This window comes from Gimesia alba (assembly GCF_007744675.1).
Lineage (GTDB): Bacteria > Planctomycetota > Planctomycetia > Planctomycetales > Planctomycetaceae > Gimesia > Gimesia alba.
In genome coordinates, this window is sequence record NZ_CP036269.1 from 3,950,321 (window position 1) to 3,964,751 (window position 14,431).

10 protein-coding genes are annotated in these 14,431 nt (G+C 49.3%); 1 reads left to right on the forward strand and 9 read right to left on the reverse strand.

Going from position 1 to position 14,431, the window contains the following annotated elements; translation table 11 throughout:
* Window positions 1-50: 50 nt before the first annotated feature.
* Window positions 51-2,402 (forward strand): hypothetical protein, encoded by a 2,352-nt coding sequence (locus tag Pan241w_RS14760; protein WP_145217150.1) that lies wholly within the window; start codon window positions 51-53, stop codon window positions 2,400-2,402.
* A gap of 28 nt (window positions 2,403-2,430) precedes the next feature.
* Here the strand turns inward: Pan241w_RS14760 and Pan241w_RS14765 are convergent, their stop codons facing one another.
* From Pan241w_RS14765 to Pan241w_RS14805, 9 genes are all read right to left on the reverse strand, one after another.
* Window positions 2,431-3,189, reverse strand: coding sequence for a c-type cytochrome (locus Pan241w_RS14765; protein ID WP_390621022.1), 759 nt, complete (start codon window positions 3,187-3,189; stop codon window positions 2,431-2,433).
* Window positions 3,190-3,293: 104 nt separating this feature from the next.
* Window positions 3,294-4,319, reverse strand: a complete 1,026-nt coding sequence (locus Pan241w_RS14770) for a DsrE family protein (protein WP_145217156.1) — start codon at window positions 4,317-4,319, stop codon at window positions 3,294-3,296.
* Window positions 4,320-4,387: 68 nt separating this feature from the next.
* A complete protein-coding gene (locus Pan241w_RS14775; RefSeq protein WP_145217159.1) occupies window positions 4,388-5,638 on the reverse strand; it encodes an NAD(P)/FAD-dependent oxidoreductase in 1,251 nt (416 codons plus the stop codon).
* A gap of 231 nt (window positions 5,639-5,869) precedes the next feature.
* Window positions 5,870-7,315 (reverse strand): MBL fold metallo-hydrolase, encoded by a 1,446-nt coding sequence (locus Pan241w_RS14780; RefSeq protein ID WP_145217161.1) that lies wholly within the window; start codon window positions 7,313-7,315, stop codon window positions 5,870-5,872.
* An 11-nt stretch (window positions 7,316-7,326) separates the two neighbouring features.
* On the reverse strand, window positions 7,327-8,190 hold the full coding sequence (locus Pan241w_RS14785; protein WP_145217164.1) for a sulfite exporter TauE/SafE family protein: 864 nt from the start codon (window positions 8,188-8,190) through the stop codon (window positions 7,327-7,329).
* Window positions 8,191-8,454: 264 nt separating this feature from the next.
* The gene (locus Pan241w_RS14790; RefSeq protein WP_145217166.1) at window positions 8,455-11,040 is read right to left on the reverse strand and encodes a serine/threonine-protein kinase; all 2,586 of its coding nucleotides are present in this window, start codon (window positions 11,038-11,040) and stop codon (window positions 8,455-8,457) included.
* 26 nt (window positions 11,041-11,066) lie between these two features.
* Window positions 11,067-11,717, reverse strand: a complete 651-nt coding sequence (locus Pan241w_RS14795; RefSeq protein WP_197999938.1) for an RNA polymerase sigma factor — start codon at window positions 11,715-11,717, stop codon at window positions 11,067-11,069.
* Window positions 11,718-11,914: 197 nt separating this feature from the next.
* Window positions 11,915-12,592 carry a hypothetical protein gene (locus Pan241w_RS14800; RefSeq protein WP_145217172.1) on the reverse strand — a complete coding sequence of 226 codons (678 nt, stop codon included), beginning with the start codon at window positions 12,590-12,592 and terminating at the stop codon, window positions 11,915-11,917.
* 59 nt (window positions 12,593-12,651) lie between these two features.
* On the reverse strand, window positions 12,652-13,911 hold the full coding sequence (locus Pan241w_RS14805) for a C1 family peptidase (protein WP_197999939.1): 1,260 nt from the start codon (window positions 13,909-13,911) through the stop codon (window positions 12,652-12,654).
* Window positions 13,912-14,431 lie beyond the last annotated feature (520 nt).

Below are 14,431 nucleotides of genomic sequence, written 5' to 3' on the forward strand. Positions count from 1 at the left end.
CTGCTTTCAGTCTGGTTTTAGATCAGACTCCAGTACGGGAATAATGTCTGATGAGTAGCATGCCAAAAAGTATTTCAACGTTAGTCGGCTTCGCCGCGTTATTACTGCTCGCACTGACATTGCCATTGGACCAATCTGCCTGGGCCCAGTTGCCTGCAGCCACTCTGTCCTCGATCCAGCCAACAGGAGCCCAACAAGGGACAGAAGTCGAAGTCAAAATCACCGGCGTTAATCTGGAACAGGTTTCTTCCTTACACTTTTCACACCCTGGTATCACAGCCGTTCCCAAACAGAAACAGAATGCCAAAACCAAAACGACAGCAACTGTCCCGAATACATTCATCGTCTCGGTCACACCGGACGTTCCACAGGGCGCTTATGAAGTGCGGGCCAGCGGTTACTACGGAGTCTCCTCCCCGCGCTCCTTTGTAATCAGTTCACTTCCAGAAGTCCTGGAAACAGAACCCAATAATCAGATTGATCAGTCGCAGCAGGTACAAGCCGGCACTATCATCAACGGCGTCATCTCGGCCGGCGATTTCGATGCCTTTCAGTTCAAGGCCAAACAGGGACAACGATTATTAATCCTGTGCGAAGCCAAACAAATTGATGCCTATTGGGAACCCATCCTGACACTGTTCGACTCGGAAGGGCGCCAGCTTCAGGAAGCGCGAGACACCACGTTTCACGATCTGATTCTCGACTTCACGCCTCCTAAAGATGGAATCTACACAATCCAGATTCACGATCTCCTCTATGCAGACGGACGCTACGTTGGTGGGAGAAATAACCCCTGTTTTTATCGGCTGACCATCAATGATGGACCTTACATCGATTATGTCTTTCCTCCCGCAGGAGTCCCCGGGACAACAGATACGTTTACCTTATTTGGACGCAATCTCCCTGGCGGAAAAAGGACGTCAGACATGCTGCCTTGCGGTAAACCTCTGGAACAGTTGACCGTTCAGATTGACGTTCCATCTTCCGCTCCCGCTGAACCAGCCATCGAAACATTCCAGCGTCTTCGCTTCGGCTCGATGGTCGCGGCCCCCTCTAAGAGCATGGAAGGATTCGAATACCGCTTACCGGCAAAAAATGGTCCTTCAAATTCCGTCTTTATCGGTTTCGCCACAGAGAAGCAGGTTTCAGAAAACGAACCAAACAACACTCCTGAAACGACGCAACTTGTAAACGTTCCCTGCGAGATCACAGGCAGGTTCGCAAACCGCGGCGATCGTGACTGGTACGACTTCAAAGCCAAAAAGGGAGACGTCTTTCAAATTGAAGTGCTCTCCCAACGTCTGGGAGTCGGCACCGACCCGTTTCTGGTTTTACAACAGGTCAAGCCAGATGGAACCGCCGTCGATTTGAAAGAAATTGATGACCAGACGCTGGCGGGCATCGGCAGAAGAACACGCGTTCTGAATACAGGCCGCTACTCGTTCAATTCCAAGACCGATGATCCCGGATATCGCTTTGTCGCCCCCGCTGATGGAACCTATCGAATCATGCTCCGCGATATGTATTTCATGTCACGCGGCGATGCACGTTTCGTTTACCGACTTTCCATTCGGAAAGAGCAGCCTGATTTCCGGCTGGTTACAACCACGCACTACCCGGAAGATCTTGGCCCGCAAAACAGAAATCGCGAGCCTTGGTCAACGTTATTACGTCGTGGCGGAACCGAACGCATTGATGTACTCGTTTATCGTTGGGATGGCTTTGAAGGGGACGTAAAGCTCTCCGTCAAGGGGCTCCCCAAAGGAGTCACTTGCGAACCAACAACCGTACGCCCTTACCAGCAGACGGCAGCGTTAATTTTCAAAGCCGATGATACCGTTAATAACTGGAACGGCCCAATTCAGGTCATCGGTGAAGCAGTCATCAACGACAAACCGGAAACCCGCGTTGCAGAAGCCAGTGCAGTCATGTCCCTGGGGAGAACGGCCCGCTTCATTCCCCGCTCACGCCGTACACGCGAAACAATTTTGTCTGTAACAGAAGAAGATGCTCCTTTTCTGGTCACAATTGGTGCCGGTAAAACCTGGAAGACCCAGTCCGATCAAAAAATGAAGGTGCCGGTTAAAGTCACACGACGAGGCGACTTCAAAGAAGCCGTTCAATTAATCCCCGTCGTCAATCCGGACAATATTTCCTCCAAAGTCATCACAATTCCCGCCAATAAATCGGAAGGGGAAGTCGAAATCACGGTTAACAAAAAGGCACTCACCGGTCTGCACCAAATGGTATTCGAAGTCAAAACCGACGTTCAATTTAGCAAAATCAAAGCCGATGGAAGTAAAGCGGCCCCCCGCAAAACCAGTGTCCGACTACCGACAACGCAAATTAATCTGGAAGTAACTCCCGTCCCCACAGAAGCTTCCAAGACGCCTGCGACTTAGTGACATTCAAAGATATCACACGTAAGTCTCACCAGTCATACACTCCCAATCGATCTGTTTCTGGCAAGTGATCTTTCAGCACAAATCGGGGACGTGGATGTGAATTGACATAGGCGGCAATATCCAGAGCCTCCTGTTCTGTCAGATTCGCATCGTCTAGAGGCATCGCAACCTTGAGCCAGGCAGCCAGTTTCTCATTACGACTGAAGCCGGCGCCAGCGTTATATGATTTCTCTCCCCATACAGGGGGGCCCTCTTCAGTCCCCTGTCCTGCTTTCCCATGACAGTCTGCACATTGGTCGTTATACAGACCTTTCCCTCGTTGGGCATTTGCCTGCTCCGATTTGATCTTCAGCGGCCGTACACGATTTGGGCCCAGCGGTTTCTCTGGATTCATTTTCAATGGGCTGCCTGTTGAAAGCCACGTAATATATGCAGTAATTGCAATCGCGACCTTGCTCCCCTTCGGTGGTCGAATTCCATTCTGGCTTCTCATGAAACAGTTTAAAACGCGGTCTTCCAAGGTGATTACCCGTTTCTCACGCGGCGACCAGGCTGGATATGCGGCAGCTGTTCCCAGAAAACTGGCTGCATACGGAACCGTCCCCGCCTTGAGATGACAGGAACTACAAGACAAAGCATTTCCGACATAAGGCCGGGACAACGGATGTGTATTCGTCTGTTCGACAAGCTCTCGGCCCAGCTTGATGACTTCTCCGAGTTCCCCCGGAGGAAACTCAGTAGGAATCGGGGACACATTCTCATGTTCCGATTTCTGTGCAGCCAGATTGGCAACCAGGATACCACATACTAAAAAACAGCCAGCGAAAATGAAGCGGTTCAATCGCAATCTTTTCTCCTCGTCTCTTCCAGATCTATTGGCATGAACTCCTACTTCAATAACGGAACGTAGGCGTATCCATCAGTCTGCAGGTTGACGAGCGACGTTAATGCGGAAACAGCCACATCCGTAAAGACCACCACCTCTTCCGGCTTTCCGCCTTTGCTAATTAAAGATTGACCACATACATTAATCTCAACACCGGCTTCGTGCAGTTCGTGTAATAACTCCAGGTTTGGATTTCCTTCTGTTCCAAAACGCTGAGAGTAGACATCGTCATTCAATACACAAAGCGTGGCATCCCCGTGTAGCACGATCGCAATCTGGACGCTGGCTGGTGATTTACCGGCTCCCTGATAGATATTAAGATAACGGGCCACTTTCTCAATCCCGGGGTTCAGTTTGTTGGCCTCGCCCCCTTTGGTCAGATCAACACAGATCTTACTTCCATCGCGGGGTTGCTGTGCTGCATCTGGAAGTGGAACGACTTTTCCATACTGCTTGATCACTGGGTTTAGATACTTTTCTTTCTCTGTCTGAGATGTCTGGTTCTGACCAGGAACAGGGTGATTCTTCATGGCTTCCGGAAAACCGCGTTCGACAAATCCGGAGACCGCTTTCGCATGTGCTTTAATCAACTGAGCAACATATGGATTGGCAGAAGTTTCTGTGACGCGCACCCCATTGGCTGTTTTCTCATACGTCATCTTAATCTGATCTGCGTGTTTAAAAAGTTCTGCAAAGAGAGGGTCACGCATCCGGATTGGCTGTTTCTTTTCAATGCGTTCTTTCATCCAGTACACATGCTCTTTAATTTTTGCAGCCACTTGTGGATCGTTGGATTCAGTAAGCGTTTTCACGCCATTCGGCAATTCTTGAACCGTTCGCTTGATTTTCTGGTGATTCATCAGCAGGAACCGAAAATCCTGATGATCGCGATCATGGGCTTGCCCTTGACCATGCCCCCCTCTTCCACGTCCGGGACCGCGCCCTGGCCCACGTTGAGCCAGGGCTGTGCCTGCGACCACACAAACAAAGAGTAATATCATTCCATTCCGCAGAGATCGTGACTTCATTCTCTATTTCCTTCACGTTGAGTTTTATATGCTGGGTGAATCTAGTTTCAGTTCTTTAAAGCAAGCTTTCAGGCACGCCCTTTTAACATGCCTTTCCAGTACAAGACAGGTAACACATATTTCTTCACAAGCCACATGCTCCACCGTTCTTTGGCTTGACTGAATGGAAAAGTCTCTGCTGGATTTTTATCGTAGTCAAATTCTGCCAGTACGAGCTTTCCATAACCTGTCACCAGCGGACATGAGGTATAACCATCGTACTTTGCCGTCAGCGGCTTTCCCGCAATTAATGACTGCAGGTTCTTGACTAATACCGGCGACTGCTTTCTGATTGCCGCTGCCGTTTTGGATGTCGGCAGATTACTGCTGTCACCCAGTGCGAATACATTGGAATAACGCACATGCTGTAGCGTATATTTATCGACATCGACCCAGCCTTTTTCATCCGCCAGAGGGCTCTTCGCAATAAATTCCGGTGGCCCCATTGGAGGAGTCACATGGATCATGTCATAGTGAATCGAGACTTCTTCACCTGTTTCCGTGTTCCGAAAAATTGCTTCCTTCGTGTCCGCACTGATGGCAACCAGACTATGATTAAAACGCGTGTCAATTTCCTTGCGTTTTATCACGCCTTCCAAAACATTCCGGTATCGCTCTACGGCAAAGATGGTATTGCTTCCGGACGCGAAAATCACATGTGTTTTATCCCGCACGCCACTTTTTCGAAAATAGTCGTCGGCCAGGTAACAGATTTTCTGTGGTGCACCGCCACACTTAATCCCCGTTACAGGCTGCGTAAAAATCGCAGTCCCTCCTTTGAAATTCCGAATATTTTCCCATGTGCTACCGACCGTTTCAAAAGAGTAATTACTACAGACACCCTCTTTTCCGATACTGTCCTTCAAACCAGTGATCGCATCCCAATTAATTTGAATGCCGGCACAAACTACCAGAAAGTCATATTGAATCGTTCGCCCATCGCGTGTTTTGACCAGATTATGCTTTGGATCAAATTCAACGACAGCATCCTGAATCCAGGTTGCTTTCTTCGGAATCACGGAAGCTTCATCCCGACGAGTGGCTTCTTTGCGATATGTCCCGCCCCCCACCAGGGTCCAGGCAGGCTGATAATAATGATTGTCAGCAGGATCAATAATGGCAACGTCGGTCTCGTTAAACCAGCCCTTTGTCAATTTCGCTGCCACGGTAATACCCGCAGCTCCTCCGCCCACAATTACCACTTGATGATGCAATATGGAATCAGGAGTCTCTTGAACTGGACTGCTTTGAACAGATTGATTAATGGTTTCAGAAATCATTTGATATCTCCCGTTTGCGAAACGTCCGAACCTGTCAGCTCATCAGGTTGAACTGGTTCAAGATCTGATTTCACTTTATTTTGATGTGAACATGATTTGGTATGTGAATCGATGTTACAAAACCCGCTCAAGCACGTTTTCATCCCAAACCGAGGCAGTACCCACACGTTGAGGACGAACCACGCAGCCAGTATCGTCAGTAAAACCAAAATGTCAGTCATTCTCGTTCTCCTAAGAGCATGTTGAACTACCAGCCGTTCCGCACGAAACAGCTTGGATAGAAGTCGTCGCCAGTCCGGCCTCCTTCCAGGCCTGGAAACCACCTGCCAGATTGATCACGTCAAAACCAGACGCCTGCATGATACTGGCAGCAATCGCCGATCGTGCCGCACTCTGACACTGTACGACGACAGTTTGACTGGTTTTCAACTCACTCAATTGATCAACCAGATGTCCCAAAAAGTAATGTTCTGCTTGAGGGATATGGCTGGCATTCCATTCAGAGTCCGATCGCACGTCAATCAATCTGACATCCCCCGCTTCAATACGTGGTGCCAGTTCCTCAGGTGACGAGGAAACGTAACGCTCGGAAGCCAGTCCAGACTCCTGTACTTTCGATTTTTCAAATCCCCCTTGCACCTGATCGATGCCGATCTTATGCAACACGCGCATCGCTTCAGAAAGCTGTGATTCAGCGGCAATCAAATAGACAGTCTGCTCATAGTCGACAAGCCAGCCAGCCCATGCAGCCAGCATCGAAAGAGGAATGTTAATCGTCCCCGGTACATGAGCCTCTGCAAACTCAGCGGAGGGAGAAAGATCGAGCACCATCTCATCGTTCACAACCGATGAGAGCCATCCGATATCAAGAAATCCAGGACGCTTGGTCTCACCCAAAACTCGGGGGCCTTCTTTATTGACGCGTTTCATCACGGCAAAATACTTGGGGGCCTCTGGTTGATCCGCCAGAATATAGTGAACGAACGAAGTTTCCTCCTTAAACTGAAGGGCCGGGTTAAATCGTTTTTCGTACCCCACTGTTGACGAGGGAATCGCTCCCAAGCCTTTTCCACAAGCACTTCCTGCCCCATGAGCGGGCCAGACTTGCAGATAATCGGGTAGTTGTTTGAATCGTTCAACCGAGTGGTAGAGTTGACGTGCGCCTGCTTCCGCACTCCCTTTGATCCCGGCTGCTTCTTCTAAAAGATCAGGTCGGCCAATCGACCCCACAAAGACAAAGTCGCCTGTGAAGATCCCCATTGGCTCATCTGCCCCGCCCCCCTGGTCTGTCAGCAGAAATGAAATACTCTCGGGAGTATGTCCGGGGGTGTGCAAGACTTCAAATTTAATGTTTCCGATCTGAAACACATCACCATCTTTGACTAACTGTGAATCATAATTCGATGCATACTGATACTTCCATTCTGCTGGCCCTTCATCAGATAAGTACAGTTTTGTACCCACTCGATCTGCCAGTTCGCGTGCACCGGAAACATAGTCGGCATGAATATGAGTCTCTGCTACCGCGGTCAGTTTCAGCCCTTCACGTTCCGCCATTTCGAGATATTGCTCAACATCTCGGCCGGGGTCAACGACAACTGCTTCCTTTGTCTTCTGACACCCCACCAGATACGAAGCATGTGCCAGCTTTTGGTCATAGAAATATTTCAGTAACATCGTGTTTCCCTTTAAATTATGTGTGGACTGATTTTGAAATCAGCATCATTCATTGAATTGATATTTATTTCTGTCACGGCATGCGTTTTTGTTGCAACCAGTTTGCTCCCCTCATGAAAAATCACAAAGCCGCCGAGCAAAACCAGGAATCCAGCGAAGACGGTCCTCAGCACCTGCTGATTCATTCTCGCATTAATCTTGCGACCAATGATACTGCCGAAGACTCCTACGGAAGTGAAGATCATGATCGTCTGCCAGTTCACGGTCATTTCATGTGCCAGTAAATAATGTTCGTACTTGGCAAAACCGACACAAGCATTGATGATGATAATGACCAGACTCGTCCCAATGGCGAGCCGCATCGGTAATTTTCCTAATATCACCAGGGCGGGAACAATTAAAAAACCTCCACCGACCCCAACAAAACCAGTCACAGTCCCCACGACAATCCCTTCCAGCATGACTTGCCAGATTGGTGCCCGATGAATTGGCTCATCTGTATCACCCGGAGAAATACCTGAACCTTTGGCTCGACGAAACATGATGTATGCCGCCGCTAATAATACACTACCGAATACAACAAGCTGTAACGCTTCCGCAGCCAGACCGCCCAGCCAGGCTCCAACGAATGTCCCCACCATGCCCGGCAGGCCAAAATAGGCAACACTCCGCCAGTCGATCTGTTTTGCATTTGCATAAGGAACCGCCGCAGCAATCGAAATTAAACCGACTATCGCCATCGATTCTGCAATCGACTCTTTCGCACCGTGCCCCACCAGATATACCAATATTGGCACTGTAATCGCAGATCCTCCCGATCCTAGAAGACCAAGCGTGATACCAATTAAAAGTGAACCGATCAAAATTGTCGCCATTCCGTTGTTCCACTCTATTGAAATAGCGAATGTCCGCATAAATCAAAGCCGAGCAATCATCCAAATATTCCTCTGACTTGGATGCCTCAATCACATTATATCGCAACTTCGCGATATAACAATATTTATTTGTGAATATACTTAATTTCATTCTTTGGGCTGGTACTGAGAAATCAGTGATGAGCAGGACATTCGCTGCAAACTTCAGGAAAGCGATTCATTGACCGCATTTCACCAGACCGTAAGTGCTATGACACATAACACTTACGGTCCCTTTTTCTTCGAAGTCTCTTTTGAAAGCCGCTCACAGTTGGTATAAGCGGCACGGTTTGCTTTTTGAAATCGGTCCTCACCGGTATGGCGTTTAAACTCTTTGGACACTTGGACGATCTGCCGATAGGCTTGGATCGCTGCGTCGACATCCTGCTGACGTTCACAAGCTATCGCCAGTGTTTTCAGGTCATGCAGCAGTTTGGCGTGGAGCTGAGAGTTTTCATGATCCCGGTTGGCGAGACGCTGACGAATTTCGATGCACTGACTGGCGTAGTCGCGTGCCTCTCCATTCTTCCCCAGTCTTAAATAACAGTCAGCCACATGTTGATACCCGAAGCTGAGTTCCCATTGTACCTTCTCGTTATTTGGGGCATATTTTGCAGATGCCTCCGCCAGACTCAGTGATTCCAGATGTTGATCGAGTGACTCAGAAATATTCCCTTGTCGCACACGAAGCATGCCCAACCGTTCCAGTGCTGTGGACAGCCTCATTAAGAACTCGGAACTCTGGGGATATTGCGCCACCAGTTGCAGCATATGAGACTTCATTTCCTGGAAGCATTCCTCTGCCACAGTATATTTCTTCTGTTGCATGAAACTGTCTCCCAGTACCTGCAATGCATACACATACTCAACTCGTACGAAGGTATCATCAGGAAATTGATCGAGAAGCCGCAGACCAAGCGTGCGTGCTTGCACCAGCTTCATCTCTGCCTGTTCAGGTTGTCCTGTTTTAATCAGGCACTCGCCGTCGAAGGTTTTCAGCTGCAGCAAGCTGCCTTGCGCTACCGGTTGATCAGGTTGTGCTGCGCATAATTTCTCACAAATGGGTAGTGCTCTGAGAAATGATTCGTGAGCTTTCTTCCATTGCCCCGCTTCGACTAACATGTTTCCGTAACTACTCAAAGCTTCTATCAAATCGTGTACTACCGCCATATTCTCAGGATTATGTTCGTAAATGGCCTGGAACTCGGCAATGGATTTTTCATACAGAGGAATGGCCGCAGTCGCGCCTGTTCTTCCTCTCTCATCTCCCAGTTGAACTGCGACTTCGGCCAAGCCCAAATTGGCCGTCGCCCGGCAGCGGCGCAGTCGATCCGGGGAAACCACGTCGGTATTCAGCGATTCCAGACCGTTCAATACAGACTGTAAAAGATGTCTGCGCTGCTCTTGTTGTGCCGGATCGTTCATCACGACGCGCTGCAGATCATACAGCGTTGATTCCAATGCCTGCAGAGCAATATTTGCCTGTTTTGTTGCCATCTCTGCCTGCAACTGGGCATCGGACGCGGATTTCGTCGCCTTACGCTCGGCATCTTCCAGTTGGATGTTAGTCTCGGAAAGTCGCGTATACCGATGATTCGCCAAGAGGCCAAAATAGATCGAAATGACTGACCCCAGGATCAATGTTACGATTGTTGTGGATGTAAGTAAGGCGAGAGCAGGATGCCGCGAACACCAGCGTTGCAGTCGGATAAAACTGTTGACGGGCCTGGAATGAATCGGTTCTCCCTTCAGATAACGTTCAAGCTCCCGCGCTACTTCTGCTGCGGAACTCATTCGATCTTGTGGCTGCTTGGCCATGCACTTCCGCGTAATCGTTTCCAAGTCTAATGATAACCCGGGGACGATTTTACGAATCGACGCCGGTTCATAATGAATCACTTGATAAAGTACCTGAACCGGGTCCTGGCCTTTAAAAGGTGCCTGCCCCGTTAATGCGTGATACAGAATCGCCCCGAGTCCATAGATATCCGAAGCCGTCGTAACATCGCTCTCCCCGGTGGCTTGCTCCGGAGGCATGTAAGCCGGCGTGCCCAATATTTCCCCGGTTGCTGTTAACTCTGCCCCGGATTCCACTTGCTTGGCCAGTCCAAAATCAGCAATCCGGGGGATTCCATCCTGCTCAAGCAGAATATTGGCCGGTTTCAGATCCCGATGAATCACGCCGTGTTCGTGGGCATAACTGATTGCCCATGCAATCTCTTTCACCAGAGTGACTGCTTCGTGCGATGAGATCGCTCCTCGTTTTAAACGATCCGCCAGAGTCCCTCCCGGCATCAATGCCATGGAATAGAACAAATATGGACCAGACTGCCCCACATCAAAAATAGGGACAATTCCCGGATGATCTAATTTCGCAGCGGAACTGACTTCTACTTGAAAGCGATTGATTTGAGAGGGCTTAAAAAACTGCCTTAAAATGACTTTGACGGCCACGGTCCGGTTCAGTTTGACTTGCCGAGCCCGATAAACGCTCCCCATACCGCCACGACCTATTAGTTCGAGCAGTTCGTAATCTCCAATCATAACTGGTAGCGATAATTCGGCTTCCAAGTCGTTACCAGAGTCGCTCTGTTCAAGTCGGGAAATCAGTCGATCTGCGATGTTTTCGGACCACCCCAGAATTTGATGATCAGTATTGGCGAGAACCAGAGGATGTGCTGCCGACAGTTCCTCAAGTAACTTTTGACAATCAGTACAGGAGCCAAAATGCAACTCCACATCCGCAAGTGAATCGTAACCCAATTCACCACTTAAAAATGCTTCAATCGTTTTTTGTGAAGGGCATTCCATCTGAATTGTGTGCCTGACCAGATAAGTTACGAGGCCTCGTTCGTACCACTCAGCGTCAAACTCAAGTGTGTATCGACCTCTGCTTCAAGCTGTTGAACTTCTTCCATGATCAATTTCTGAATCTGATACCGACTGGAGTATACCGTTGGAACTTTCATGCCGAGTTGTTGTGACACTTCTTCTCCACTCAATTGCTGAACTGCCGACAACTCCCAGGCCTGCCACCGTTGACGTTCCACACGTGTGCGTACACGTTCCTTCGCCAGATCAAACAACTCTAAATCAAAGGCTTCTTCCAAGCGAGAGGCCAAATCAACACGCGCAGCGACCGCATTCAACGGACCAAAGTGTGAGCCTTCACTGTTAAGATTCCGTGTGACTTTTTTCTGGCGCAAAAAATCAAGGATCGAATTCTCGGCTACGCGCCGCAGCCAGCCGCGAAATGTAAGCTGCGGATTGTACTCGAAAGTCCCTAAGTGCCGTGCCAGCTTGAGCAGTACCTCTTGAGTCACGTCTTCTGAGTCTGCTGGTTGCAATCCCCGTGCCAGACACCATTCATAGATCCGACGCCCATAACGATCAACAAACGTCCGCCAGGCACTCGCGTCACGGTCATCCTCGCGCAATCGAGCCAACAGGCTGACATGAGTCATTGAGTTATCTAAGGGAACTGACATTGCTGTTCTCTGAAACGGATCGACTGGTATTTCATGTAATTTTAACCGGTCTGAACCCTTGAAGGAAGCAGGAAGTTGTCTGCTTTTGCGCAATGCCATGTTTCTACTCTCAGAAGAATTCGATGAATTAATCTGATCAGGGGCAGTTCCTCCAATGACTGCCCCTGACCGAAATTAAAAGACGTTCTGTGTTTCTCTTACTCAGGTGGCGTTGGTGCTGGCACTGCTCCTGCACTTTGCTTGAGCAGCAGAATTTGCATTCGTCCTTCTGGCGGAACAGAATCGACCTGTCGTACTGCACGAGGACGATTTTGCGGCAGATGGGCCAGCCGTCCATAGAACGCCGCCGCCACATTTCCGTCCTCATTCCTGATGCGGGTGATAAAACCGGAGAAATTACCCTGCCCCGCCAGCATGATTTCCAACTGCACTGCTCCCAGTTGCACAAGCTGTTCATCAGACATCCGAGACAACTGCCGCGATTCTACATTTTTCCATTCCACCGTGTAACCGGGTTGAGGCACCATGATTTCACAGTCTTTCAACGGCAATTCCTGACCACGCCTGGATCGATGATTAATCATCCAGGTTTTGCAGGCCCGCCCATTACTCACAGCCAGGTACTTGATTGTCTGCGTTGAAGTAACATACGCGCCGCGCGCAACAGCCGTTTCCATCCGTAAGTTATCATCCTGTGGCACAACCTGATTGCCATAAGGAATCGCCCCCGCAGGCATCCGACCTCCAGCAAATTTCACCCAGCGGTAAGGGGCCGCACCTTGCAGCGCAGCCCCCGGGGGTGCCTGCTGAGAAAAACTCTGGCTCGTGTGAGCCAGTGTGAGTAGAAAACAGATAAGATAAACAATAGGTTTCATTGAACAGTCCTTAAACAGGGATCTGATGAATTTCAAAACAGCTTCTGCTTGATCGAACGTCAATCTTTGCTCCAGTTGAAGGTATACGTTCTCCCTGGAATCATTTTTGTGTAAGCATCTTTGATGCGATACATATTGGTATGCACGCCAAATGCCTTCGCTTTACTCAACACCAGATCTTTCTTCAGCAAGTCGGCATGCTTGAACGTGTATGTTCGTGAAAAGCCGTTTCCGCCTCCTTCGCCTTGAACACCTGTAGGGTTGGACTCCCGAGCCTTGTCAAACAGTAAGGCCCCCTTCCACCACATGCCACGAGGTAGAACCAGCTTGATGCTCACATCACTTGAATTCGGGTTTCTCGATGGTGCAGATGAAACTCGAATCTGGTCGCCGTCTGGTAACTTTCCTCTGTTGATGTTATTGAACATCACGTTTTTGTGTACCGCATTGGTGACGCTCGGGATTGCATTGATGGCTGCTTCGATGATCTCGTTGGCTTTTGCCTGTGAGACTTTGTTTCCCTGCAGGTCACAGATATAAACATTGCGAACCGCGTAGACCTGGCGTGTTCCGATGTTACAGGCCCCGGTACGAACTCGGAAAAAGCCGTGCGTTCCCCATTGCTTCCCCCAGCTATTCATACATTCCCAGAACGCGCCGCCGCTGGCGCCTCCACGTGCTCCTGTGTTGTAACCCACGACAAGCATAGAGTGCCCCCCTGAGTTTGCCTCTCCTTGATTTGGCCCTTGGTAAACATAGCCTTTGAAATTATTAAAACTGGGATATGTCAGCATGGAAGCCAGAACGGGGCGGTCCAAAGAAATCTCACGTCGCATCTCATCGACGGTATTGGGATTATTGTCGAGTCGTTGAAATCCACTCACACTGATTCGCGCTCCATATCGTGGATCATGATTAAAAGGAATGGTAATCCGGGTTGCCTGAGGTACAGCGGAAACGAGTTGCCAGCCGGTATTCGCATTACCGCCGGCATCCCGGAAGAATTTACCCGCATTGAGCAGGCGAAACTGCCGCACACTCAATTCCTCAATCGGTGGCGCGTTACCTGTATTCACGGTATACCAATTACGAATGATATTGGCTGCCACAGCGGAAGACACGGCCCAGGCCACGCACTCATTCGTCTGTTTCTGATCACCAATCGCCCCCAGCCCCGAAACATCCTGTTGGCCAAACAGGCTATGGTAAGGTGGCACTGCTGACTGGGCTACCCCCTGAGTCGGTAACATGCCCGCGACAGCCGTCATCACCGCGCAGGCAAAGATGAATTTTCCATTCAGTAAAGTTTTTGATTTCATTGTGTTCTCCCGAATTTCTACAACTAGAGGATTAGAGTTCTGCCGAACGAGACTGCAATCACCGTCAAAAACAGAGCGACAATTGCATTCACCTGGCTTTACGAACCCCATTCCTGAATCTGCGCCGCCATGAACCATTTTTCTCATTTTTTTGGAAATCCGTTCCAGTACATGTTTCAAGATCACGCAACAAAAACCCACGAAGACGTGATTATTTTCGACTTGACCGGATCGTGTCGTTCCAAATGATGATGCGGAGATAAAGTCGCGCGCGTGAGAGAACACTACTGGTTCAGCTGACGTTTCGGAACCACTGAGAAAACCAGCACCATAAAACCTGCTTGTTTCAGCCACATTTTGAAAACCACTGCTCCCTTGCACCTCATTTATCAAACGACATCGTAAGTCTTCATTCCGCATTTTTAGAACTTGGGAAAGCCATTCCAGCAGTTCACATGACGTTTTCTGAGAAATTAAGCGCCCCTCTATTGACTCAACTACGCCGTTATCCAAGATCTTT

What these genes read in the sequence shown, in the direction of transcription:
- Pan241w_RS14760 (WP_145217150.1), top strand. Translation starts at nt 51, where the DNA reads ATGAGTAGCATGCCAAAAAGTATTTCAACGTTAGTCGGCTTCGCCGCG.
- Pan241w_RS14770 (WP_145217156.1), bottom strand. Translation starts at nt 4,319, where the DNA reads ATGAAGTCACGATCTCTGCGGAATGGAATGATATTACTCTTTGTTTGT.
- Pan241w_RS14775 (WP_145217159.1), bottom strand. Translation starts at nt 5,638, where the DNA reads ATGATTTCTGAAACCATTAATCAATCTGTTCAAAGCAGTCCAGTTCAA.
- Pan241w_RS14780 (WP_145217161.1), bottom strand. Translation starts at nt 7,315, where the DNA reads ATGTTACTGAAATATTTCTATGACCAAAAGCTGGCACATGCTTCGTAT.
- Pan241w_RS14785 (WP_145217164.1), bottom strand. Translation starts at nt 8,190, where the DNA reads ATGGCGACAATTTTGATCGGTTCACTTTTAATTGGTATCACGCTTGGT.
- Pan241w_RS14790 (WP_145217166.1), bottom strand. Translation starts at nt 11,040, where the DNA reads ATGGAATGCCCTTCACAAAAAACGATTGAAGCATTTTTAAGTGGTGAA.
- Pan241w_RS14795 (WP_197999938.1), bottom strand. Translation starts at nt 11,717, where the DNA reads ATGTCAGTTCCCTTAGATAACTCAATGACTCATGTCAGCCTGTTGGCT.
- Pan241w_RS14800 (WP_145217172.1), bottom strand. Translation starts at nt 12,592, where the DNA reads ATGAAACCTATTGTTTATCTTATCTGTTTTCTACTCACACTGGCTCAC.
- Pan241w_RS14805 (WP_197999939.1), bottom strand. Translation starts at nt 13,911, where the DNA reads ATGAAATCAAAAACTTTACTGAATGGAAAATTCATCTTTGCCTGCGCG.